Origin of the sequence: Paraburkholderia sp. SEWSISQ10-3 4, from assembly GCF_030464785.1 — a bacterium.
In the GTDB taxonomy this organism is placed as follows: Bacteria; Pseudomonadota; Gammaproteobacteria; order Burkholderiales; family Burkholderiaceae; genus Paraburkholderia; species Paraburkholderia aspalathi.
The window spans coordinates 378,550-402,359 of the sequence record NZ_JALPRI010000001.1 but is presented as its reverse complement, the minus strand read 5'-3'; the positions used below and the strand labels follow the sequence as shown (position 1 = coordinate 402,359).

Sequence of the window (23,810 nt, the reverse complement as noted above, 5' to 3'; positions counted from 1 at the left end):
TGCCGATGGTTGCTTTACTTCCGATGGCAATCTCAATGCGCCGCGCGCAACGCCTCGTCAGCGAGAGCTAGCCGTAACGCCATGACCTTGACGACAAATCGATGAATTTGCTGCGCGGTCTCGGGATCGTCCTGTTCAAGCGCACGTAACGACTCGAGCGTCAAACGCCGGACACGCGCGGGACCCTCAGCAAGCACGTCCGCGCTGCGCACTTGTCGCGTGTACACCGCCATTTCACCGACGATGGTACCAGGCCCAAACGAACGTAATCTGAAGGACCTGCCGTCCGCGAGCGGCAGTAAGACGGTGACACGCCCGCGCTCGACGAAGTACATGGCGTCCCCTGGTTCGCCGTGACGGAACACCGGCTGCCCCGCGTCAAGCTCGCGCACTTCCAGAAGGGCCAGCAGCCTTTCAAGCGCGCACGACGTGAAATGCGGCGCGAGCATCGCCTGGAAATCCTCTTCGCCGCGCGGCAGCGCGCGTGAGTCCGACGCGAGAACTGTGTCTTCAACCCATTCCAGCCCGGCGTCCAGCGTAGCGAACTCGTGAATCCGGAGGTTCAGCGTGCCGGTCTTCAGGAGCAGGTCACGCGAGCGTGCCGGCAGCCCCGTCAACACCAGGTCTGCGTCAAGCGTTGCGCACAGTTGCCTAAGCTTGACGAAGCTGACCGATACCGACGCGTCCAACCCGTTGGTCGAAGCGAAGTCGAGCACCACAAAGCGAACGGGTACGGGCCCGTGCTGGGTTAGCCGTTCGCGCACGCGCTGCAAGATCGAATTGGCGGTGCCGAAGAAGAGGAAGCCCTGCAAACACGTTCCGCACACCTGTGCGCCTAGTTCGTGAAGCCGTCCGGTTGCCTCGATACTGCGCTCGACATTCGATGTGCGCGTACTGCCATCGAACTCCATCCGGACGCAACTGATACGGCCGTACAGCAGGGCGAACATCACACAGGCGGCGATGACGCCGGCCACCACGCCCGGGACCACACCGTAGAACGCAATGGCGCCCAGAATCAGCGGTACAAGCAGATACTCATACCAGTTGAGCTGGCGATATGCGCCCACTAGCCACTGGATCAACAGGCGTAGTCCCATGAAGAGCTGCAGCCCGACCAGCACCGGCACCGGAAATAGCGCCACCAGGTCCGGCGAGACGGCAAGTACGAACAGACACGCGAGGGAAGCGAATACGCCTGCCATACGGCTTGTCGCACCCGCGCGTGCGTTGAGCATCGATCGGTTGTACGACTGATAGCCGACCATTCCGCCTAACATCCCGCTCGCGATGTTGGCGATGCCGGCCGCCCGCATTTCGCGGTTCAGATCGATGTCTTCGCCCGTGGCCGCGCCAATCGCCGTCGAATTCATCAGGATCGTGATTGCCGAGATCGACGTGACCATGAGTGTCTCCGGCAAGTGCGCAGCGATGGCCGACCAGTCGACGCTCCCGTGCGCCAGCGATGCCGGCAGATGCAGCTCTGGAATCCGCATCGCGTGCAGCGCCGCGCGCGGAAGCAATAATCCCGTGTTGCGAGCGTCGTCGATCGACAAACCTTCTGCAAGCAGGAGCACGTAAAACAGTGCGACGCCGAATGCAAGCGTGATCGGCAGCGCCGCAGCGTGTTTCCATGTGCGCGACAGGAGCGTGGCTAACGCGCACACCACCACAGCGGGTGCCCATGCCAGCCAGTTCAGGTGCGTCACCAGCGCCAATGTGTGCCAGTTCAAGGGCTCGCCGGTCACGACCCGAAACGCGCCGGCTAGCAGGAGAAAGCCCGTGCCGGCCAGGAAGCCGCCTACGACCGGATAAGGCAGGAATTGCAGGGAACGGCTGCGCTTCGACGAACCGACCGCATACAAAATGACGCCTGTCACCACGGAACACAGCGCGATGGCGATCAGCACCGTCAGCAGAATTGTCTGCGGCGTACCGCCATTAGCGCGCACGCTGCTCGCGACGCCGGCCGCCACACCGGCAAGAAACGCCGTCGCGTTGCCGTCGGGTCCGGCGATATTCATGCGCATCGAACTCGTCAAGGCGATCACCAGCGCGGTCACGACGCAACTGATGAAGGCGGTGGGTACGCCAAGCTCGGCGTAACGGGCGAGATCCGCGCTGAAGATCAGGGTGCCCAGGCTCATTGCGTAGCAGAGCATGACCAAGGTCGACACCATGCCGGCCGACAGGTCTCCGACCAGGCCCGTGATGCGTGGCGCGGAGCGGGCAACAGGCGAGGAACCTGTGGTAGCTGGCTTCACGGTGCCTCCCGGTGAGGGCGGATGGAATCTCGCCCGGTAGCCGTTTGCTTCACGCTGGACGTACACTGTATTTTAGGCGGGAAGGACTTGAACACGGAGTACGTTGCGCCAGTCGCAGCGCGGCACCAGGCGGTGCGCCGATTCGTATGATTGTTCGTGCCACGCGGCCCGGTTCAGGCATACGGTTCGACGACCCGCACCGCAATGAGTTGCGACGCAGCATGCGTGTTCGTACACGCACCGGATTGGGCGGCGGCGATGGATATCGATCAGTGGCTGCATGCATTGGGGCTTGAGCAATACGCACCCGCATTTGCCGGGAACGACATCGATCTCGCGATGCTGGCACAGCTCGACGACGCGGACCTGAAAGAGCTCGGCGTCCTCTCGCTCGGCCACCGCAAGCGCCTGCTGGCGGCAATTGCCGAGCAGCGCGGCGCTGCATTGTGCGCAGTGCCGCCCGCCGTGAATGCAGCCGCCAGCGAGCGCCGGCAAGTCACCATCCTGTTCGCCGATCTGTGTGGTTTCACCGCGCTGTCGCAGACGCTCGATCCTGAAGAGTTGCGTGAGTTGACAGGCCGTTACACCGCGCTCGTCGATGGGATCGTCCTCGGTTACGGCGGCACGATCGACAAGCACATCGGCGATGCCGTGATGGCGATCTTCGGTGCACCGCGCGCACACGATACTGATCCGCTGCGCGCGGCGCGTGCCGCGCTGGAGATTCATGAGGCACTTAACGGACTGGGAGAGCAGGGCGCGCCTCCGTTGAGGGCGCATGTGGGCATCGCCAGCGGCGAGGTGGTCGCGGGGCCGCTCGAGCGCGCGGATGTTCAGGACTACACGGTGCTCGGCGACTCCGTGAACCTCGCCGCCCGGCTGGTTGCCGCCGCCGGCCCCGGCGAAACGCTGCTCTCCGATAGCGTGCATCGCGCGCTGGGCGATGGCGTGATGAGCGACGCCGTCGGCGCAATGCGTTTCAAGGGGATCGACTCGCCGGTGCAGGTGTGGCGTCTGCGCGGTCTCTCCTTTGAACCCGTCATGGCGAGCCGCAGCGTGTTTGTCGGCCGCAAGGCTGAACTCGAGCAGTTCAAGGGCGTTGCCCGCACATGTCTCGAGCAGCGAGCCGGCCACGTTGTTTATGTCCGCGGTGAGGCGGGCATCGGCAAGACGCGGCTCGTCGACGAAATGCGCTGTTTCGTCGAAACGCTGGGCTTTGCCAGCCACCGCGGCCTCGTGCTGGATTTCGGCGTGGGCAAAGGCCAGGACCCGATTCGCACCATTGTCGGCAGTCTGCTGGGCCTGCCGCCCGCGGCCGGCTCCGACGAGCGGCGCGCGGCAGCCGAGCGGTTTGCCGCGTCCGGTGCCGTCGGCCCCGATCAATTGATGTTCCTCCACGACCTCCTCGACCTTGCGCAAACCGGCGAAGGGCGCACGCTTTACAACGCGATGGACAACACCGCCCGGACGCGCGGCAAGCGCACGGTTGCAACGGCGATCGCGCAGGATGCCTGTCGGCACGGGCCGACCATGATTGTCGTGGAAGACCTTCATTGGGCGGACCCGCAGGTGCTCGGTTACCTGGCCGCCTTCGCCGTAGCGATCGCGAACGGCCCGGGCCTGCTGGTGATGACTTCGCGCGTGGACGGCGATCCGCTCGACGCGGCATGGCGGGCAGGTTGCCGCGGCACGCCCTTCGCCACGATCGACCTTGGCCCATTGCGCCGCGACGAGGCGCTGAATCTTGCCGGCAGCTTTATCGATGCGACCGAACGTATCGCGCGTGCCTGCATCGAGCGAGCCGGCGGCAATCCGCTGTTCCTCGAACAGCTCCTGCATAACGCCGAAGAAGGGAGTGAGGAGGCGGTCCCCGCGACGATCCAGAGCCTCGTGCTGGCGCGCATGGACCGGTTGACTGCGCGCGACCGCGAGGCCTTCCAGGCTGCCGCGGTCATCGGGCAGCGCTTTGGCCTCGCGTTGCTGCGGCAGCTGATCGACGCACCGGAGTACGTCTGTCACGGGCTTGTCGCCAACGCGCTCGTCTTACCTGAGGGCGAAGATTTTCTGTTTGCTCACGCGCTCATCCAGGAGAGCGCGTACTCGACACTGCTGCGGGCGCGCCGGCGCGAGTTGCATCGCCTCGCCGCTGACTGGTTTGCGGCGACGGACCCCGTACTGCGCGCCCAGCATCTCGACCGGGCCGAGGACGAGCGTGCACCGCGGGCCTACCTCGACGCCGCGCTCGCACAACGCGCGGCCTACTTTGCCGACGCGGCATTGCGGCTCGTCGAGCGCGGTCTGCAAATCGCGCAAGCGGATAAGGATCGCCATGCACTGATCTGTTTCAGGGGCGAACTCCAGCGAGATCTCGGCGACATCGCCGCATCGATCGCGACGTACCGTGCGGCGGTGGCTGCCGCTCCAGACGAAGCGAGTCTCTGCCAGTCCCAGCTTGGGCTCGCTGAAGGTCTGCGGGTGAGCGAAGGCCTCGCCGAAGCCCTCGCACTGCTCGATGCGGCCCAGCAAGTGGCGCAACGCCTGGATCAGGTACCTGAACTCGCGCGCCTGCATCACCTGCGCGGCAACATCTTCTTTCCGCTCGGCAGGATCGACGATTGTCGTAGCGAACATGAGCGCGGGCTCGCCTATGCCCAGCGCCTCGGCGCGCCGGAAGCGGAGGCGCGCGCGCTTGGCGGCCTTGCGGATGCGGCCTACGCGCAAGGGCGCATGCGCACTGCTTTCGAGCACTTCAGCCGGTGCGTTGCGCTAAGCCGCGAACACGGCTTCGGCCGCATCGAGGTCGCGAATCGTTCGATGGCGGGCTTCAGCAGGATCTATCTCAACGAGGCACGTCTGGCGCACGAGGACGTCAGCGCCGCTGCACGCACCGCTGCGCTGGTCGGCCAGCCACGTGCACAGATGCTATGCGAAACGCTGGGCGCGTTTGCCAGCTACGAATTGGGCGACATGCAGGCTACGCTTGCCCATCTCGAGTGCGAGACCCTTATCATCCGTCAACTGGGTGCTCGCCGCTTCGAGGCACAAAATATGGAAATGCGGGCACGCGTGCTGCTCGCGACCGACCATCGGCGTGAGGCCACGGCGTTGTTGCGTGAAGCGCTGGCGCTGTGCCGCGAGGTGGGCACGCAGTTCAGTGCGCCCAAGGCGGTGGGCGCACTGAGCCGTGCCGTCGAGGACGACGGCGAACGCGCGCGTCTGCTCGCCGAAGGTGCCGACATGTTGGAGCGCGGCGCGGTGGGTCACAATCATCTGTGGTTCTATCGTGACGCCATCGAAGCGATGCTGTCCGCCGGCGACTCGGCTGGCGCACTGCGCTATGTCGCAGCCCTCGAAGGCTATACGCGCGCCGAACCGCTGCCGTGGGCGGACCTGTTTGTGGCGCGCGGCCGTGTTCTCGCTCGCGCGCAGCAAGACCACGCCGGTGAAGAAATACAGCACGAACTAGAGCGTGTGCGTGCAGCCCTCGTGGAAGCCGGCTTCGATAGCTATCTGCCTGCGGTGGACGCTGCGCTCGCCGCGTAGCGGCGCGCGCAACTAATCACAACGTGCCGGGCCCCGGTCAAAAGGTAGCCGAGAAGGCCTGCTGAACCTTGCCTGGGTTAGTTGCCGTTTGCTCCATCGGCAATAGCGTGGTCTCCTACAAGGATTTAACAGCGCAAAGAAACAGGGCGTTCCGCAGCCGCCGTCGCCAGGGTTACGCATTGCTGTGCAAGGACATCGGTTGGATCGACAAGACTCACGCGTGCGCCAGTCGTGCCCACGAAACTCGTCTGTGGCAATAAAAGCGGCAACTCTGTACATCCCAGGACGATGACCTCGACGCCTTCCGCTATAAGCCCATCAATGGCAGCGGCAATGTCGTCGAGGCATTGCCCGGTAGTGAATCCGGCTTTTACCCCTTCCTTGCCGTAGATCGCATCCATCACGCGGGCCTGCAATTCCGCGTTCGGAACGATTTGCCGCAAACCCTGCGATTCGAGGGCCTTTTCATAGACGCCGCTTGCGATCGTGCCGGAGGTGGCCAGCACGCCAACGGAGCGCAGGAGCGGAAACGTTTCGCGCAGATGGCGGACCGTCACCGTCAGCATGTTGACGATCGGTATCCCCAGATACGGTTGAATGCGTTCGACAAATGCGTGAGCGGTGTTACACGGAATCGCGATGAGGTCCGCGTCGCCCGACTCGAGTTTCTTGCAGGTCGCGTAAAGCGAAATCGTCGGGTCGGGCCCGTCACCGATCAGGTTTTCTGTGCGGTCTGGAATCTGCGGATTCTGTTCGATCAGAAGCCTGATATGGTCCTGATCCCGATTCGCCGGCGTATTGCGTACGATCTTCTGCATGAAGTCCACAGTCGCTGCAGGCCCAACTCCACCGACCACTCCCACTTTGAAAATGGATTCGGGCAAACCGTATTCACCCGCGATCACATACTGCGCATACGCAAGATTCGAATCGATCAGCGGTACTCGAAATGAGCCCATTTCCTCCGCCACGAGCGCAATCTCCGTCAGACCCGGCACGATGATTTGTGCGCCTTGCGCGATGAGGTCCTCGCACGCCTCGCGCAGAAGCGCGACGGGCCGGCCAGACAGATTTCCGCTCTTGATGGCGTTCGCGCCGTAGACGGCTTCGGTGATGAGGTCGACACTGTCGCGCGGGCGGGGATGAATGACTTCAAATTCCGGCTCCGCGAAATACTTCTCGAATAACCCCTTTCGATGGGTGTAGTCCGAGGTCAGCACGCCGATTCGTCGTGCGGCGGGAAATTTTCTTCGGACATGGCTGCGGACGGCTTCCACCATATCGACAATCTGCAAGGGCGAATTAGCCTTTAGCTCGTCGATAAACGTGTGGCTGAGAAAGCAGGGCAGTACGACGGTCGTCACACCCCTCTTCTCGAAACCGCTAATCATGTCGAAGATGTACAGTTTCCGTTGAGTCGTCGCCTCGCTTCCTATGGCCGCGCTTCGGAAGGGATGCTGCTCGAAAATGACATCGACGTGTTCGGCATCGCTCGAGGCGGGCGTCGATTTGACGAGCTTGAAAAAGACATCCGCGCTCGCCAGTGGACCCAGGCCGCCCACCACACCGAACTTTTTCCCGCTCAGCACGTTTGCGCTGATCATTTTGCTTCGCCTTGCAGTTGGCCCAGGACAACGTTGTTCTCTGCGTCGTTCTGCCTGGCAACCCGCTTGGCCTCCCACTTCGCAATCACGGCCGTCGCGATGCTGTTACCGATCACGTTCGTGGCGGTTCGCCCCATATCGAGAATCTGATCGATGGCGAGGATCAACACCACGCCGGACGGCGGCAAATGAAACATCGGGGCAACGGCCGCAACCACCACCACGGAACCTCTTGCGACGCCGGCCATCCCCTTGCTGCTCAACATAAGCACCAGCAACATCATGATTTGAGCGCTGAGCGGCATGTCGATGCCGAAGGCTTGCGCGATAAAGATCGCGGCAAACGCCTGGTACATCATCGATCCGTCGAGGTTGAACGCGTAGCCGAGTGGCAAGGTGAAGCCGACGACCTTCTTGTCGATACCGAACTGTTCAAGCTTCTCGGTCAGACGCGGATAAGCAGCTTCACTGCTTGCAGTAGAGAAGGCGAGCATCGCGGGTTCCCGGACCGCTTTCAACAACTTCCAGATCGATTTGCCCAGAAAAACATGACCAACGAGGATGAGCACAGCCCACAGCAGGACGAGGCCGAGGTAGAAGCTTCCGACGAGTTTGCCGTAAGTGGTCAACACGTCCAGGCCGTGCACCGTAATCGCGGAGGCAAGGGCGCCGAAGACACCAATCGGAGCGAGTCGCATCACATAGTCGGTCAGCTTCAGCATCGCGGGGACGAGCGCATCGATGCCGGCGATCAACGGCGTGACGCGCGGGTCCGTTTTGATGGCACTCAGCACCACACCAAACAGCACGGAAAAGACGAGGATTTGAAGAATGTCATTCCGGGCCATCGCATCGATGATGCTGGAAGGGAACGCGTGCGTGACGAAGTCCTTGAAGTTCAGACCCGCGGTGTTGAGGCCGGTGGCGACATCGGAACTGGTCTGCGTCATATGCAAGCCGGCGCCGGGTTGCAGCGCATTCGCCAGGATGAGGCCAAGCGCGAGCGAGAAAAGCGATGCGCACACGAACCATCCCACCGACCTGAAGCCAATTCTGCGCACGTCGCTCGTCCCTTCCATTCCGGCGAGTCCGGACACCAACGTAGCGAAGACGAGCGGCGCGATAATCATCTTCACGAGGCGCAAGAAGATGTCGGTAATGATCGAGAAGTAACCGGCGATTGTCTTGGCTTCCGCAGCATCGGCTACGGTCCGATGGCACACGTAACCGACAATCACGCCGAGCACCATGCCGACCACAATATAGAACGTTAGGCGGTTTTTCATTTCCATCAGTCCGAGAAGGCGCACAAGGGTCTGACGCGACCACCGTACGCTGGCAGGAGGCAAAAACGCCGCTAGAGGAGCGACGTTTCTGTGTATGGACGGATGATAGAGATGATCAAAAAAGACTCAATGCGGGTCCTGCATGGGGATATGCGAGACTCGCATAACGCGGGATTACCCTTAATCGACAGCCTGCGATTCGGCGCGAAGGTGGCGCCAGAGCGTGTCCAGAAACTCACTGCGATTCGAGGCATCCCGGTAGACGCGAAGTTCAACCTCGAGATGCCACGTATCCCGGCCGGCAGGGACGAGTTCGCCCGCATCGAGCTCGGCGCCGATCGAGCTTTTTGGCAGCCAGGCAACGCCTTCGCCTTCCAGGACCAGTTTCTTGAGGACCTCGGCCATATCGGACTCGTAGTGAGGCCGCAAAGCTGGGGTTGCGTCGACCCGGCCGAGGAGGAGTGCGAGGCAGCGGCCGAAATAGCTGGTTTCCGTGTACGTAATCAACGGCAAGGGACGCGCGGCCGTGCCCGGCAACCGGAATATCGGCGCGCCACGCGGATTCGGCCTGCAGACTGGCATCAGTACATCGACACCTACGGTGAGATGCTCGTACCTGATCGGGTCGAGGTGGAGAGGCAGTTCCGGGTGATGATAGGCAAACATCAATTCGCAGTTGCCGTTCACGAGCATCAGGATGGAGTCGTGGACATTGGTGGGTATCACCCGGGCACGTACCTCGCCGAAACGGGCAGTGAGCGCTTTTAACCAGGCAGGCAGGAAACTTAGCGCGATCGTGTGGCCTGCTGCAATCTGCAAGCCTTTGCCCGCCATGCGTTGGTCGATGCGAATGATGGCTCGCGTATCGAATAGCTTCCCAAGAATATCTACCGCTGCCTCGCGAAACAGTTGTCCGGCAGGCGTCAGCGTGGGAGGGAAGCTGCTTCGGTCGATGAGGTCCGCGCCCACCCACTGCTCAAGCGACTGAATGCGCCTGCTGAAGCCCGACTGGGTGACATTCCGGAATTCCGCCGCCCGCGAGAAGCTCTGATACTGGGAGAGCGCAATGAAGTCCTCAATCCACTTGATTTCCATGTCGGGTCCGATGTGTGTGGCGAGTGCGAGTGCTGTCAGTGTGCTTGATCATCGATCTCGCCTCACAGCATGCGCGAGCGGTTCGTTTCTATCTTGCCTGCGATCAGGCTTACCGTTGCGCGCCGAATGGAAAAACTCTTCGCTTGATCCCGAAACCGGCTGGCCACATCCGCAGTGCGTTCAATGACCGCCTCCGCGGCACGGGCCGGTACACCCGTCAGGTTGGCAAGCTGCAATAGATGCTTACGCGCCGGCTCACGGCTCTCGCCGCACACGTCCATTTGATGCTCGCCACCCGGCCCTTCGTTGAAGGTCAAGTCGTAAGCCGGTGAGAATTGCCACTGCCCCTGCGCAGACAGGCGGAACGAAAAGTTTTTTGTGTGGTCGTCCCGATTGTTGAACACCACATTAAACACACAGCGTTCAAAGGCCCGCAACACTTCACGCTCGTCCCGCGTAATGAAGCGAGTCAATTTCAGAAGCGAACCATAGTCAATCGATGGATATCGGAAGTTGGCGTTCAGCGCGCCGGCAGCGGTGTGCATTGGCACGCGCTGAGCGCCAGACCGGTCGAAACGCTCGATGCCGAATGCTGAAAGACGGGGGCCGAGGTCAAAGTACCTTGTTGCCGGCACCGGAATTTCACACGCTTGCGCAAGCACGGCATACAGCGCCTCGACTGCGCACACTTCCTTGTGGTCGTACTGGGCAGGAAATTTGACCAGCCAGGGCGTGCCGGCACTCTGCTCCGAATTCGACATGCGGCCACTGTGCGGGTCGAAGTTGACCAGCACTTTAGGGCGGGCGCCGTGAGGTGAACCGCCCATCAGGACGAGTTCACGCAGCAACTCGGTACTGCCGTCCGTCATCACTTCGCGGACCTCCCGGGCAAGCTCGATCAGTTGCACATCTGAAGGTTGAAGATCGTCTCCCTGAGTCGGCTCAAAAACAAGAGCACCCATTGCCTTCTCGCCAATGAACGCAAGACGGTCGAGCGGGGACATCCGCGCAGGCTCCCAACCCCGCTGCCGAAAGAGACGGTCCATTAGTAGCATGCCCCAGCCGTCGGGCAGGGCATCAGAAACGAGCCCTGGCAAGCGGAACTGGTAGTCCGGGAAACTATCGTAGGCCTGCTGACGCAATGCCAGATGCAAGGGCGAAAGCTCAAGACCGCGTTGCAGCGCTTCGGAAGAGTACTCGAATATCAGGTTTGTTCCGTCGTCCCCGAGCTTGCCCAGTTCGAAGCGCTCGCTCCAGCCGGCGTAGACGACGCTCAGTTTTTTCATCGTCACCTCCGGGAAGCTCGTTCGCGCGTGGCGCTCGCCTGCTCCATCGCGCGAATGGAGTTCGGTTTGTATTCGAATAGAGGCGACAGCGAGCCGGTCAGCCCAAGCGCCATAGCTACCCGGAGAAGACTCTCAAGCGTTGCCTTCCCGGTACGCTCGAGGTTACGTACCACGCGTTCCGACACCCCTGCACGGGAGGCCAGTTCACTCTGCTGCAGATTCTGGGCGAGGCGCTGCGCGCGTAGCCGGTGACCCAGCTCAAGCGCAATTTCATCTGCGGTAGCGAGATCAAAGAGCAACATTTCGCCGGTTATCCTTTAAATTCGCCGATAAACGGTGATATTTTACCGGTTGATGTTCAGTGCGGCAAGGCAAGTCGCAGTTAACAGGCAAATTTTTGCCGTTTACGTTGAATTTTCGCGGTTAACCGACCAAAAAGTGATGATTATTAGAAATCGACGTTGAAGTCACTCACGATCACGCAGTTGCACCACCTCCCTGCATGGCCGACGATCGCAGCCGCTCCGCATCCCTCCCCGGCGGTCTTCCGAACAGCCGGCTGTACTCACGGCTGAATTGGGAGGCGCTGTCATAACCAACGCTCATCCCCACGCTGGCAATGTCCTTCGACGTGGTCAGCAGTTGTGTGCGGGCTTCCTGAAGCCTGATCTGCTTCTGGTACTGCAGCGGGCTCATGGCGGTGACGGCGCGAAAGTGCCGATGGAATGAGGACACGCTCATCGCCGCCAGCTCCGCGAGCTCTTCGGTGTGAAGCATCTCCGCGTAGTGCATGCGGATCCAGCGAATCGCGCGCCCGACGTGCGACAGGCGGCTGTCGGCAAGGCCGACTTGCCGCAGCAGCGCACCCTGGCTTCCTGTGAGTATCCGCCACAAGATTTCGCGCTCGATCATCGGCGCGAGAACGGGCACGTCTTCCGGATGCTCAAGCAACCGCAGCAGCCGCACAAATGGATCAAGCAGTTCGGGCGTCGCTTCGGCGACAGCTGCGCCGAACGGGTTCATCGCCACAGGTGCGTCCGATGCGGTGTCGAGCAACAATGAAGCGATAGTCGCGGGTTTCAACTTCAGGCCCACTGCCAGAAACGGCTTTTTCGCGCTCGCTTCGATCACGTGTCCGGACATTGGGAGATCGACGGTCACGACCAGACATTGTCCCGCGTGATATTCGAGGAACTGGTCGCCGAGGGTCGCGCGCTTTGCGCCCTGGGCGACCAGAGCGAAGACTGGCTCGTAGATGCGATGAACCGAGTGCGTTTGTGCGGTCGACACCGACACGATGACCCCGGGCAGGCTTGTTGCCGTCACGTCGTCGACAGCATGGCGGCCAATCAAGGTGCGAAGTTCAGCGATCGTATCCATAACTCAAACGTATCCTGGCGAGCGATGAAAGCGCAAGCGGATCTGCCCGAATCGATCCAATCTGAGAGGATTGTGCAAGAGCTTGCGCGTTTCGGTCTACCGTGCCGCACTTGTGCGATGGTCTCATTGGAGCTAGCCAGTCGGCTCATTTTCCAGGAGAAACTTTATGTCGCTCGATTCATACGTCACGCTCGGATCCTCTGGTCTACGCGTGAGTCCCTTTTGTCTTGGGACGATGACCTTCGGTGAAGACTGGGGTTGGGGCACGAGCTCCGCCGAATCCGAAGCCATACTTTCGGAGTACCTGGAGCGCGGTGGGAATTTCATCGATACGGCCAACATCTATACGCTAGGCCATTCGGAAAAAATCATCGGAGACTTCTTTGCGGCGCGCAAGGACCGTCGTCATCGCAGCGTCATTGCGACGAAGTTTGTCGGCAACCTGCACGTTGGCGATCCGAACGGTGGAGGCGCCGGACGCAAGGCGATGGTCGAACAATGCGAAGCGTCGTTGCGCCGCCTGCAGACGGACTACATCGATCTCTACTGGATTCACAACTGGGACCGGACCACACCGATCGACGAGACGATGCGCGCACTCGACGATCTGGTCGCCTCTGGAAAGATTCGCTACATCGGAATCTCCGACACACCGGCCTGGAAGGTCGCGCAAGCGCAGACCATGGCGCAGTTTCGCGGCTGGAACCGGATCATTGCGATGCAAGTCGAGTATTCGCTGCTGGAGAGGACAGCCGAAGGCGAACTGATACCGATGGCCGAAGAACTCGGCATAGGTGTCATGCCATGGAGTCCGTTGAAGAACGGCTGGTTGTCGGGCAAATACACGCGCGAAAACACTCAAGCTGTGAAGTCGGAACGCTCGGCGCTTGTCGGTGTGCCGGGTGACAAGGAGTTTCCGGTGATCGACGTGCTTGTGGCGGTCGCCGCTGAACTTCAGGTGAGCCCCGCTGCGGTCGCGCTCGCATGGGTTCACCAACGGCGCGGCGTGACCTCGACGATCGTCGGCGCACGACGTATCGATCAACTGCGGACCAACTTGACTGCGCTGGACCTCGAGCTCAGCGCTGCGCAGATCGCGATGCTCGACGAAGTGTCGAAGCCCGCGCTCAACTTCCCCGCTGATATCAATGCTCATCTTTCGCCGAGTTTTATCTTCGCCGGCGCCACGGTCGACGGACAGCCGACGCAAGCGTTGCCCCTGGTCACCGCAAGCAGCGTTCGGTATTGATGCGTACGGAAGACCGAGGATCGTAACCGGAAGCCGGCGAGGGCCCGCACTGAGGCGATCGTGACGCTGCGCAACAATCGGATCAAGTCGGTCCAAAGCGGGGAATGATCCGCTAGTTGCGCAGCGTTCTCAAACCGGCACGAACCTCTTCGGCAAATAATTGCGGCTGTTCCCATGCCGCAAAGTGTCCGCCTTTATCGAGCCTGTTGTAATAGATAAGGTTGTGATACGCCCGCTCCGTCCAGCTTCGCGGGGCCTGATAGTTCTCGCGGGGAAAGACGCTCACGGCTGCCGGCACGGATACATCGGCGGCGGCGAGGAAGTTGAAGTGGGACTCCCAATAGAAGCGCGCCGCGGAAATCCCCGTGTTCGTCAGCCAGTAGAGCGTGATGTCGTCGAGGAGATCGTTCCGTGTCAGATCGCCTGCGGATTCTCCATTGACGGGTCGCCCGAACACGGCCGAAGTCAGCGCCGCCGCCGGCTGAACATACCCGTCGCCATGATCGAGCAGCCAGCTTGCCAGTCCAACCGGCGAGTCCGCCAGTCCGTAGAGCGTTTGCGGGCGTGTTCCCATCTCCAACGCATAGGCACGCCGTTTCTTGGCCGCGCTGCTTAGCTGCTCGTAAGCGTGCTTTTCATCGTCCGAGAGACCGGATGGCGGCGGATCGCCGGCGGCGAGCGCCTTTGCAATCTCGGGCGGAACGGTCGCAGGGAAGTTGACGTGGATGCCCAGCAATTCCGGCGGCGCCTGCTTACCCATCACATTCGCGACGACGCCACCCAGATCGCCGCCTTGCGCCGCGAATTTCTCGTATCCAAGGCGCTTCATGAGTACGACCCAGGCACGGGCGGTGCGCTCAGGACCCCAGCTGGTCGTGGTGGGTTTTCCGGAAAATCCGTAGCCCGGCAAAGACGGAATGACCAGATGAAAAGCATCCGACGCGCTTGCGCCGTATGCCGTGGGATTGGTCAGCGGATCGATAACCTTCAACATCTCGATGACTGAGCCGGGCCATCCGTGCGTGACGATGAGCGGCATCGCATTTTCATGTTTCGAGCGAACGTGGATGAAATGAATGTCCAGTTCGTCGATCTCGGTCACGAAATTCGGCAGCGAATTCAGCTTCGCCTCGCACTTGCGCCAATCGTAATCGGTCGCCCAATGGCGCGCGAATTCCTGAATCATCGCGAGCGGCACGCCTTGCGAGTCATCCGTAACGGTTTCGCGGTCAGGCCACCTTGTGGCTTTGATGCGCCTGCGCAAGTCGATCAGTTGCGATTCCGGCACATGCACGCGAAGTGGACGAATAGCGGTCTTGTCGCCGCCGGCCGGCTTGGCAATTTCAGTAATCGCTTGATTCGTTTCTGCAAAAGCGAGCTGACTCAGCGAGCCCGCGGCAACGGCCGCCGCTGCCACACTAACAAAACGACGGCGAGACGGCGATTGGGGAAGGATGGTGTCTGACATGGCATTTCCGATGGGCGACAGAGCGAGGTTCCCGATCAATGGCAGCGTGGTCCTACGAGCGATTGAACGCGATACGCCCACGCCGAGCGTGCTCAGTGTGGGCGTTGTGGATCGTACGAAGGATCTTGAACCAAGAGGATTACTTACCGTATTGGAAGCATAGTTCAATCCGTTGGAGCTCAGATAATCAGCTGCCGCGATACAAGCTGCTGAGCTGCGCGAGCTGACCATCCTGCTGGGCTTGCACCAGTTCGTGGCGGACCTCTGCGCGGGTCTTCTGCGTTGCGCCAGTTTGGCTCGGGTTCCATTGCTGCACTTGCGGGGCGGCCGATTGAGCACTGGTTGTTGCAGGAGCTTCGGACGCGTGAGCGAAGCCAGCGGTAGCGAATGCAGCGAATGCCAAAGCGATCATTGAGGTTTTCATATCATTCTCCGTGAACCAATCAATTAAAAGGAAGGCGCCGCGATGTCAGGAGCAAGGGCAGCAATTCGATCAGTCATCTGCGATTTGCTTGTGTCTTGCATCCGGCGTTGATGCATTAGAACGTCCCGACGTATCTGACTTGTGTCGAGAAACCGGGGCAATTGCAATGTTCTGTATCACCTGGAGGCCCAGATACATTGCGATACGAATCACGGGTTTTCCGCCAGCAGGGCCAGATGCGAATGCGTCGACGCGCTAGGCGTTATCCGGCTCCGCGAACATGGTCATGTGGCGCAGGATCCATTCGAGCATCTCCTGCGGGGCGGCCGCGAGCGGCCTGCCGGATTTGACGAGCAGCCGCGCCTTGATACCGCGGAACAGGGGATGGTCGATCGGCACGACGGTCAATTCGCCCGCCGCAATCTCCCGATACGCGGCGAATTCGCCAACGAGCGTCACGAAGTCTTCTGACGCGACGAAGCGCTTGAGCGCGCTTAGCGAATTCGTGGTGAGCGTCGCACGAATCTCGATGTTCTCGGCGAACGCCAACATCTTTGCCGCGTGGCCGATTCCGAAGGTGGCCGGCATCAACGCAAGCGGGTAGGCGAGCACGTCTTCGATGCTTGCCGGGCCGCCTCTCACGGCCAGCGGATGCTCCGGGCGAACCAGCAGAACGACGGGTTGCGCTGAACTTGCGCGATATTCGATGCGCGAATGCGGCGGCGGATTATAGGCAAGACCGATATGCGCGCGGCTTTCGGCCACTTCATTCAGCACATCGTCGACCGCCAGGATCTCCACGCCGATGTCCAGCTTGGGATAGCGCGCACAAAACGGGGTGAGCACTTCGTCGACCAGCGCATCGACATAGCCTTCGCTGATCGCCAGTTGAACATGGCCTTGCTGGAGGCCCTGCAAAGCATGAAGCTGGTCTTCCAGTTTCTCCTGCTGTGACCGGTACCCTCTCCAGAACTCGAGCAGATGCGCCGCCGACTCAGTGGGCTTGACGCCGCGGGCCTGGCGCTCGAACAGCATCACGCCGAGTTCGTCTTCCAGCAGCTTGATCTGCCGCGTAATAACGGAGGGGGACGTGTTGAGGCTATCCGCGGCGCCACGGATCGTGCCGTGCGCCAGTACTTCATGGAAATACCGGAGGCGTTGCTGGTTGATTTCTCGCATGTCGGCTGTCCTTTCATGGCTGTCGTTGCCCTGTGAGCAACGATACGTGAACTTAGTTGCTGTTGCTAGTTCGGCTGGGCGTCGCCACTATTCATCCGGAAGGCGAGCCGAACAGAACGGTGAACAGGGAGACAGGCATGGCAGCAATTCAAACCACCATCGACGGGGACGATGTTTCCGCGCTCTATGACAGGCTGAACTGGCGGCTATTGCCGTTTCTTCTGATCTGTTATCTGTTCGCTTATCTGGATCGAGTCAACGTCGGTTTTGCCAAGCTGCAGATGCAAAGCGATCTTGGCTTTTCCGATGCCGCTTACGGTGTGGGCGCCGGGATATTCTTTCTGGGCTACGTGCTGTTCGAGCTGCCGAGCAACCTCATGCTGCCGAGAGTCGGCGCACGGAAAACCTTTTGCCGCATCCTAGTGTTGTGGGGCATCACATCGGCTTGCATGCTGTTCGTGCGCAACGTGCATATGTTCTACGGAATGCGCTTTCTGCTCGGCATCTTCGAAGCGGGTTTCGCGCCGGGCATGATCTTTTACCTGTCGCGTTGGTACGGACCCTCGCGTATGGCTCGGGCCATCGCGATCGTTTTTCTCGCCGGGCCAATCGGCGGTATTGTCGGCGGCCCCGTCTCGGCCTGGCTGATGACTACCTTCGCCGGTACAGCGGGTCTCGCCGGCTGGCAGTGGATGTTTCTCGCCGAAGGCTTGCCGTGCATTGTGCTGGGCGTGCTGACGCTGTTTGTTCTTTCGGATCGGCCCGCGCAGGCCAACTGGCTGAGCGATGACGAGAAGCGCCTGCTCGAGGCCGAACTCGTGGCGACACCGGCTGGGGATCACTCGTTCAAGGCTGTGTTGCGCAACCCCAAGGTCTACCTGCTGGCGTGCGCGTACTTCTGCATCATTGCGTCGATCTATGCCATGAGCTTCTGGCTGCCGACCATCGTGAAGTCGCAAGGCGTCAACGATACGATCCGGCTTGGCTGGTACTCGGCGATTCCGTACGTTGGAGCCGCCTTCGGCATGTATTTCATCGGCCGCAGATCGGACACACGTGGCGAACGGCGCTATCACAGCTCGGTGCCGGCGCTGCTCGCCGCGGTCTTGCTGTCCCTGTCGGTTTTGATGGACGGTAACCTCGTCGCGACGCTCGTCCTGTTGACGCTTACCACGACGATGTTGTGGATGGCGTACACGGTGTTTTGGGCCATCCCCTCTGAATACATCAAGGGCGACGCGGCAGCGGGCGGTATTGCCTTGATCAATACGATCGGTTTGTCCGGTGGATTCTGGGGGCCTGCCATCATCGGCTGGGCGAAGACGGCAACCGGCAACCTGCATCTTGGACTCCTGATAATTGCCGGCCTGGCGCTATGCGGCTCTGCGCTGCTCGTCGCGAACAGATTACCGTCAGAATAGCGATCTGGGCACGCCCGGATCCGGATAGGGACGCTCTTCCATAGACACCCGCAGGCGTCGTCGAGGAGCAGCAGTCAACCCAATGAGCCGCGTTCCTGCGGGACACGGCGAAGCAGAGGACTTCAAATGCTTTTACACCTGTCCACATGGGCCGAAGTGGGGCAATACCTGGAGCGAAGCCGTTCGATCGTCGTTCCTATCGGCTCGAACGAGCAGCATGGCCCCACCGGTCTTCTGGGCACCGACTGGCTGTGCCCGGAAATCATTGCGCATGAAGCCGAGAAGAGCGCGGACATCCTGATGGCGCCGACCTTCAATATCGGCATGGCGCAACATCACCTGGGCTTTCCGGGAACCATCTCGTTGCGGCCATCAACTTTCATTGCGGCCATTGGCGACTGGACGCGCTCGCTTGTGGTTCATGGCTTCGAGAAAATCCTGTTTCTGAACGGTCACGGCGGCAACATCGCGTCGATTGAAGCTGCTTTCTCCGAGATTTATGCCGAAGCGAGTTTCGCGCGGCGCCGCTTGGGGTTCGCACTGAAGCTATGCAACTGGTGGGATCTCGAAGGCGTCGGCGAGTTGGCGCGCGAGCAGTTTCCCGAAGGGCATGGCGTGCACGCGACGCCCTCCGAGATTGCCATCACTCAGTGGGCGCTTCCCGAGACGATCAAAACAGCTCGCTACGCCCCGCAGATCGCACCGTCCGGGCCGATTCGCGAGGCACTCGATTTCCGCGCGCGCTATCCCGATGGACGGATGGGCTCGGATCCAGCTCAGGCATCTCAGGAGAAGGGCGGCGCGCTGGTTAAGCTGGCCGCCCAGAGCCTGATTCGCGCGGTGGATGCGTTCAGCAGCGAGGTCGTGCCGGGCGGACGTGACTGATTGATGAGCCCAGGCACATTGCGATGCGAATCACGGGTTTTCCGCGAGCAAGGCCTTGATCTTCGCTTCAGTCTGTTCGTAGTCGCCTTCGCCGAAATGCGTGTAGGCAATGTGCCCTTTCTTGTCGACTAGATAGAACGCGGGCCAATACTGGTTGTCGTAGGCGCGCCATGTTGCGTAGTTATTGTCCTGCGCGACCGGGAACGTAATGCCGAAGCGCTTGATCGCCGATTTGACGTTGTCCGTGCTGCGCTCGAATGGATACTCGGGTGTGTGGACGCCGACCACCGCCAGGCCCTGGTCCTTGTATTTCTGATTCCAGGTCTTGACGTAGGGCAGCACATGAATGCAGTTGATGCAGGTGTAGGTCCAGAAGTCGACCAGCACAACCTTGCCCCGCAACTGTTGCAAGGTCAGGGGATCGCTATTGAGCCATTTATCGATGCCGGTAAATTCCGGCGCGGCAGCGTTGTTGTCGAGCTGGTTTGCAACAGGACCGGCAGCAGCGCTGGCCGTGGGACTTGCAACGAGCGTTGCGATTGCGGCGGCGCCGGCTGCCACGGTGGCGGCGAATAGGGCGACGGTAGCGGTGGTTTTGAGTCGGGAGAGCATGTCAGCGTCCTTTTCAGAGTGGAGAGCAGAGCGGCGATCCGGGCATGGGCCCGTACGCCGCCTCAGGCATTCCAGTGGTTGGCATGGGTGCATTTGAACGCCCGTTCGTATCTGGCTTGTGTCGCCGGAGCGGTGTGGGTGCAATGTTTTGTGTCAGGGGAACGCCCAGATACATTGGGATACAAAGCGTCGCGCGTACCAGGCTATAAAGCAGCCATTCCTACCGTGGAGAAGCCACATGAGTACCGAACTGCTGCAAGGATCCTGTCATTGCGGGACCGTGAAATTTGAAGTCCGCACCGATGTCCAGCCTGCTGGGCGTTGCAATTGCAGCCTGTGCCGGCGCAAGGGCGCGCTGATGACACCGCCGTTTGCCGCGGGTGAACTGAAAATCCTGAAGGGTGAGGAAGCGCTGACGCTTTATCAGTTCAATACGCGCACGGCGAAGCACTATTTCTGCAAGCACTGCGGTATTTATCCATTCCATCAGACGCGTAGAGATCCGCAGCTGTGGCGGGTCAACATCGGTTGCTTGGAGGGTGTCGACCCGTATACGCTGGAGGCGAGCGTAGCCAATGGCGCCAGCCTGTCCGTCGTGGAGGATGCATGAGAAAACTCATGACAATTCTCGCTTTCCTCGCGGGCGGATTGGCGGCGGAACTGGCGCACCCCGTGCACTGTTCGCTGATCAACGTGAACCGGGTGCGCGTCAATCGTCGAAAGGATTGATCCGTTGATGGAAACCACCGACCACGTCCTGATCGTCGACGACGATCGCGGCATCCGCGAATTGCTCGCCACGTATCTCGAGAAGAACGGCATGCGTGTTTCACTGGCCGCCAATGGCCGGCAGATGCGCACGGTCCTCGAGCAGGGCGCGCCTGATCTGATCGTGCTCGATCTGATGATGCCTGGCGAAGACGGTCTCGTGCTGTGCCGGGAATTGCGTGCCGGCAAGTTTCGCGCGGTGCCTGTCTTGATGCTGACCGCCCGCAGCGAGGAGACGGATCGCATCGTCGGGTTGGAAATGGGCGCGGACGATTACCTCTCCAAACCGTTTGCGGTGCGTGAACTGCTGGCGCGTATCCGCTCCGTGCTGCGCCGCGCGCGGATGCTGCCGCCCGGCATGCAGGTGACGGAAACTGCACCGATGATCGCTTTCGGCGACTGGCGTCTCGACACCACCGCGCGTCATTTGCTCGACGCCGAAGGCACCATGGTTGCCCTGAGCGGCGCGGAGTATCGCTTGCTGCGCGTGTTCCTCGATCATCCCCAGCGCGTGCTCACTCGGGATCAGTTGCTCAATCTGACTCAAGGTCGCCAGGCCGACGCGTTCGACCGCTCGATCGATCTGCTGGTTAGCCGTTTGCGGCAGCGCTTGCAGGACACTGCGCGTGAGCCCCGTTACATCAAGACGCTGCGTAGCGAGGGTTATGTGTTTTCGGCGGCTGTGACGATGATCGAAGGCACGTCATGAAGCTGAATACATTGCTGCGTTGGCCGCGCACGCTGTTCGCGCGGCTCGCCCTGATTCTCTTTGTCAGCCTTGCGCTGGTGCAAACACTGTCGGTCTGGCTCACCATGACGGAGCGGGACCAGACCATGACGAACGTGATGATGGGTTACATCGAACGCGAGGTCACCAGCTCTGTCGCGCTGCTCGATCATTTGCCCGCTAACGAGCGCGCCGAATGGCTGCCGAGGCTGGCGCGGCGGACCTATACCTTCAATCTCGGGCCCGGCGTCGCCGGCGCACCGCCGGATGCGAAGCTCTCAGCGAGAGTGGCTCAATCTATCGCAGACGGCATCGGCAAGCGCTATGCGCTCACGGCCAACGCCGTCCCGGGCGATCCGGACCGCCTGCAGGTCCATCTGCAGTTGAGCGACGGCACGCCGCTGACGATCGACTATCGCCCCATGCCGGGCGCGCCGCTGTCGCCGTGGTTGTCGTGGTTGCTGGTGCTGCAACTGGTGGTGCTGGCCGCGTGTTGCTGGCTGGCGGTACGGTTGGCAACGCGCCCGTTGAGCCACCTGGCGCGAGTGGCCGATGCGCTGGGCCCCGATCTGAAGGTGGAGCGCCTGCCCGAAGACGGACCGGACGAAGTGGCGCGGGCGGCGAAAGCGTTCAACGCCATGCAGGACCGCATCAGGCTGTACATGACCGAGCGTTTGCAGATCCTCGCGGCGATTTCGCACGACCTGCAAACGCCGATTACCCGCATGCGTTTGCGTGTCGATGTGATGGACGAGAGCCCAGAAGGCGCCAAGCTGCAGCAGGACCTGCAGGAAATGGAAACCATGGTCAAGGAAGGCGTCACGTATGCGCGCACCATGCACGGCGCCAGCGAGGCGCCGCTGCGTATCGATCCCGACGCGCTGTTCGACAGCCTGGTGCTCGACTACATGGATGCCGGCAAGGACGTTTCGCTGCACGGTCGAATCGACGCTGCACTGGTGACGCGTCCTCAGGCGTTGCGCCGGATCGTGGGCAATCTCGTCGATAACGCGCTGAAGTTCGGTGGTGCTGCCGAGATCAGGGTTGCCTCGCAAGACGGGCGCGTGAGGGTCTCCGTGCTCGATCGTGGGCCGGGTATTCCGGACGAGTCGCTCGAAGCGGTATTCGAGCCGTTCTATCGGCTGGAAGGATCGCGCAACCGCGGAACCGGTGGTACCGGCTTGGGCCTCGCGATTGCGCGGCAACTCGCTTTGGCGATGGACGCGACATTGTCGTTGCAGAACCGGCCCGATGGCGGCCTTGAAGCCACGCTTGTGTTGAAAGGCGTCGGCTAGATTCCGATCGCTCGCCGATCGCGTTGTATGCCGTACTTTTTCGTCGATGAGCTTTAACTTCTGCCCCCCGTCTCTGTATCTCAACGTATCTGCACCGTCGGTAAATACATAGCGTTTCACTGGCGCTTTTCGCAGACACACGCCAGATACGTCCACGGGCTTTAATGATTCCAGGCCAGATCGTCTGGCTTCGCAGGCTGGACACGCCCTGCGCTTCTGTAGCTAACCTTTGAGGAGAATCCGCGATGCCGGATCAGATCAATACTCGACGTCGTCGTCTGCTTGGGACGACAGTTGCTGGTATCAGCTTGATGGAGTTAGGTTTGAGCGGACTCGCCAAGGCGCAGTCGACCAGTACGAACCCTGCAACGCGTGTCGTTTCGTTCGAGAACATTCGCCAGATCAACGCCGGAACGCTCAACGTGGGTTATGCGGAAGCGGGTCCGCAGAATGGACCGGTGGTGATCCTGCTGCACGGCTGGCCCTACGATATCTACAGCTTCGCCGAAGTCACACCGTTGCTGGCAGCCGCCGGCTATCGCGTCATCGTGCCGTATCTGCGGGGCTATGGTTCGACACGGTTTTTATCCGCGGATACGCCGCGTAACGGTCAGCAGGCGGTGGTTGCCGTCGACGTCATCGCGTTGATGGATGCGTTGAAGATCGACAAAGCCATCTTTGGTGCCTTCGATTGGGGCGCGCGTACGGCGAATATTATTGCCGCGCTGTGGCCGCAGCGATGCCAGGCGATGGTGTCGGTCAGTGGTTATCTGATCGGCAGTCAGGAAGCCAACCGGGCGCCGCTGCCGCCGAAGGCTGAGCTGGCCTGGTGGTATCAATTCTATTTCGCCACGGAGCGTGGCCGTGCAGGTTACGAAGCGAACCGCCACGACTTCAACAAGCTGATCTGGCGTCTCGCGTCGCCGAAATGGAATTTCGACGATGCAACGTACGACCGCTCGGCTGAGTCCTTCAAGAATCCCGATCACGTCGCGGTGGTGATTCACAACTATCGCTGGCGTCTGGGTCTGGTCAAGGGCGAGCCGCAATACGATGAACTCGAAGCGCGGCTCGCGAAAGGGCCGACCATTTCGGTTCCGACCATCACGATGGAGGGCGACGCCAACGGCGCACCGCATCCCGAGCCGGCAGCCTACGCGAAGAAATTCACCGGCAAGTATCAGCACCGGACGATCGACGGCGGCATCGGACATAACCTGCCGCAGGAAGCGCCGAAGGCATTTGCCGATGCTATCGTCGACGTCACCCGGCTTTAAGCGGAGCGGAGGAGTGGGGTCATGGCGCGCAACGTAATGCACCGCGC

At 61.0% G+C, this 23,810-nt stretch carries 19 protein-coding genes; 8 read left to right on the top strand and 11 right to left on the bottom strand.

Translation table 11 applies throughout. The features are described from left to right. Nucleotides 1-32: 32 nt before the first annotated feature. Complete coding sequence (locus M0D68_RS01790) at nucleotides 33-2,264, bottom strand: SulP family inorganic anion transporter (RefSeq protein WP_266223631.1); 2,232 nt, start codon at nucleotides 2,262-2,264, stop codon at nucleotides 33-35. A 225-nt stretch (nucleotides 2,265-2,489) separates the two neighbouring features. Here M0D68_RS01790 and M0D68_RS01785 point away from each other — a divergent pair, with 225 nt between their 5' ends. Next, nucleotides 2,490-5,807: an adenylate/guanylate cyclase domain-containing protein gene (locus tag M0D68_RS01785; RefSeq protein ID WP_266223630.1), complete on the top strand. Its 3,318-nt coding sequence runs from the start codon at nucleotides 2,490-2,492 to the stop codon at nucleotides 5,805-5,807. A 125-nt stretch (nucleotides 5,808-5,932) separates the two neighbouring features. Here M0D68_RS01785 and M0D68_RS01780 read toward each other — a convergent pair whose 3' ends face one another. The 6 genes from M0D68_RS01780 to M0D68_RS01755 form a co-directional block, all read right to left on the bottom strand. After that, entirely contained in the window at nucleotides 5,933-7,411 is a 1,479-nt protein-coding gene (locus M0D68_RS01780; protein WP_266223629.1) for an aspartate/glutamate racemase family protein, read from the bottom strand. After that, on the bottom strand, nucleotides 7,408-8,697 hold the full coding sequence (locus M0D68_RS01775) for a dicarboxylate/amino acid:cation symporter (protein ID WP_256456981.1): 1,290 nt from the start codon (nucleotides 8,695-8,697) through the stop codon (nucleotides 7,408-7,410). Before M0D68_RS01775 ends, M0D68_RS01780 begins: the two co-directional genes overlap by 4 nt. Nucleotides 8,698-8,877: 180 nt before the next feature. Next, entirely contained in the window at nucleotides 8,878-9,792 is a 915-nt protein-coding gene (locus M0D68_RS01770; RefSeq protein WP_256456980.1) for a LysR substrate-binding domain-containing protein, read from the bottom strand. A gap of 62 nt (nucleotides 9,793-9,854) precedes the next feature. Continuing rightward, nucleotides 9,855-11,078, bottom strand: a complete 1,224-nt coding sequence (locus M0D68_RS01765) for a type II toxin-antitoxin system HipA family toxin (RefSeq protein WP_093641624.1) — start codon at nucleotides 11,076-11,078, stop codon at nucleotides 9,855-9,857. A gap of 2 nt (nucleotides 11,079-11,080) precedes the next feature. Then, a complete protein-coding gene (locus M0D68_RS01760; protein ID WP_234486737.1) occupies nucleotides 11,081-11,380 on the bottom strand; it encodes a helix-turn-helix domain-containing protein in 300 nt (99 codons plus the stop codon). 175 nt (nucleotides 11,381-11,555) lie between these two features. After that, nucleotides 11,556-12,458 (bottom strand): AraC family transcriptional regulator, encoded by a 903-nt coding sequence (locus M0D68_RS01755; RefSeq protein ID WP_266223628.1) that lies wholly within the window; start codon nucleotides 12,456-12,458, stop codon nucleotides 11,556-11,558. A 166-nt stretch (nucleotides 12,459-12,624) separates the two neighbouring features. Between M0D68_RS01755 and M0D68_RS01750 the strand changes: the two genes are divergently transcribed. After that, nucleotides 12,625-13,707, top strand: coding sequence for an aldo/keto reductase (locus M0D68_RS01750; protein WP_266223627.1), 1,083 nt, complete (start codon nucleotides 12,625-12,627; stop codon nucleotides 13,705-13,707). A gap of 112 nt (nucleotides 13,708-13,819) precedes the next feature. On the opposite strand, the gene M0D68_RS01745 is transcribed toward M0D68_RS01750, so the two are convergent. The 3 genes from M0D68_RS01745 to M0D68_RS01735 all read right to left on the bottom strand — a co-directional run bounded on the left by M0D68_RS01745 (nucleotide 13,820) and on the right by M0D68_RS01735 (nucleotide 16,778). After that, on the bottom strand, nucleotides 13,820-15,175 hold the full coding sequence (locus tag M0D68_RS01745; RefSeq protein WP_211700172.1) for an epoxide hydrolase family protein: 1,356 nt from the start codon (nucleotides 15,173-15,175) through the stop codon (nucleotides 13,820-13,822). Between the two features lie 187 nt (nucleotides 15,176-15,362). Next, nucleotides 15,363-15,599: a DUF4148 domain-containing protein gene (locus M0D68_RS01740; protein ID WP_093641636.1), complete on the bottom strand. Its 237-nt coding sequence runs from the start codon at nucleotides 15,597-15,599 to the stop codon at nucleotides 15,363-15,365. Between the two features lie 255 nt (nucleotides 15,600-15,854). Continuing rightward, complete coding sequence (locus tag M0D68_RS01735) at nucleotides 15,855-16,778, bottom strand: LysR family transcriptional regulator (RefSeq protein WP_211700174.1); 924 nt, start codon at nucleotides 16,776-16,778, stop codon at nucleotides 15,855-15,857. A gap of 137 nt (nucleotides 16,779-16,915) precedes the next feature. On the opposite strand from M0D68_RS01735, the gene M0D68_RS01730 reads away from it, so the two are divergent. After that, nucleotides 16,916-18,199 (top strand): MFS transporter, encoded by a 1,284-nt coding sequence (locus M0D68_RS01730; RefSeq protein ID WP_266223626.1) that lies wholly within the window; start codon nucleotides 16,916-16,918, stop codon nucleotides 18,197-18,199. 126 nt (nucleotides 18,200-18,325) lie between these two features. Further along, nucleotides 18,326-19,084, top strand: coding sequence for a creatininase family protein (locus M0D68_RS01725; RefSeq protein WP_266223625.1), 759 nt, complete (start codon nucleotides 18,326-18,328; stop codon nucleotides 19,082-19,084). A gap of 30 nt (nucleotides 19,085-19,114) precedes the next feature. Here M0D68_RS01725 and M0D68_RS01720 read toward each other — a convergent pair whose 3' ends face one another. Beyond that, nucleotides 19,115-19,696 carry a thioredoxin family protein gene (locus M0D68_RS01720; protein ID WP_266223624.1) on the bottom strand — a complete coding sequence of 194 codons (582 nt, stop codon included), beginning with the start codon at nucleotides 19,694-19,696 and terminating at the stop codon, nucleotides 19,115-19,117. 238 nt (nucleotides 19,697-19,934) lie between these two features. Between M0D68_RS01720 and M0D68_RS01715 the strand changes: the two genes are divergently transcribed. The 4 genes from M0D68_RS01715 (at nucleotide 19,935) to M0D68_RS01700 (ending at nucleotide 23,763) form a co-directional block, all read left to right on the top strand. Beyond that, on the top strand, nucleotides 19,935-20,306 hold the full coding sequence (locus M0D68_RS01715; protein ID WP_054033507.1) for a GFA family protein: 372 nt from the start codon (nucleotides 19,935-19,937) through the stop codon (nucleotides 20,304-20,306). A 126-nt stretch (nucleotides 20,307-20,432) separates the two neighbouring features. Further along, a complete protein-coding gene (locus M0D68_RS01710; protein WP_093641654.1) occupies nucleotides 20,433-21,173 on the top strand; it encodes a response regulator in 741 nt (246 codons plus the stop codon). Continuing rightward, nucleotides 21,170-22,486: a HAMP domain-containing sensor histidine kinase gene (locus M0D68_RS01705; RefSeq protein ID WP_211708058.1), complete on the top strand. Its 1,317-nt coding sequence runs from the start codon at nucleotides 21,170-21,172 to the stop codon at nucleotides 22,484-22,486. Before M0D68_RS01710 ends, M0D68_RS01705 begins: the two co-directional genes overlap by 4 nt. Nucleotides 22,487-22,731: 245 nt before the next feature. Then, entirely contained in the window at nucleotides 22,732-23,763 is a 1,032-nt protein-coding gene (locus M0D68_RS01700; RefSeq protein WP_266223623.1) for an alpha/beta fold hydrolase, read from the top strand. Nucleotides 23,764-23,810: the final 47 nt, after the last annotated feature.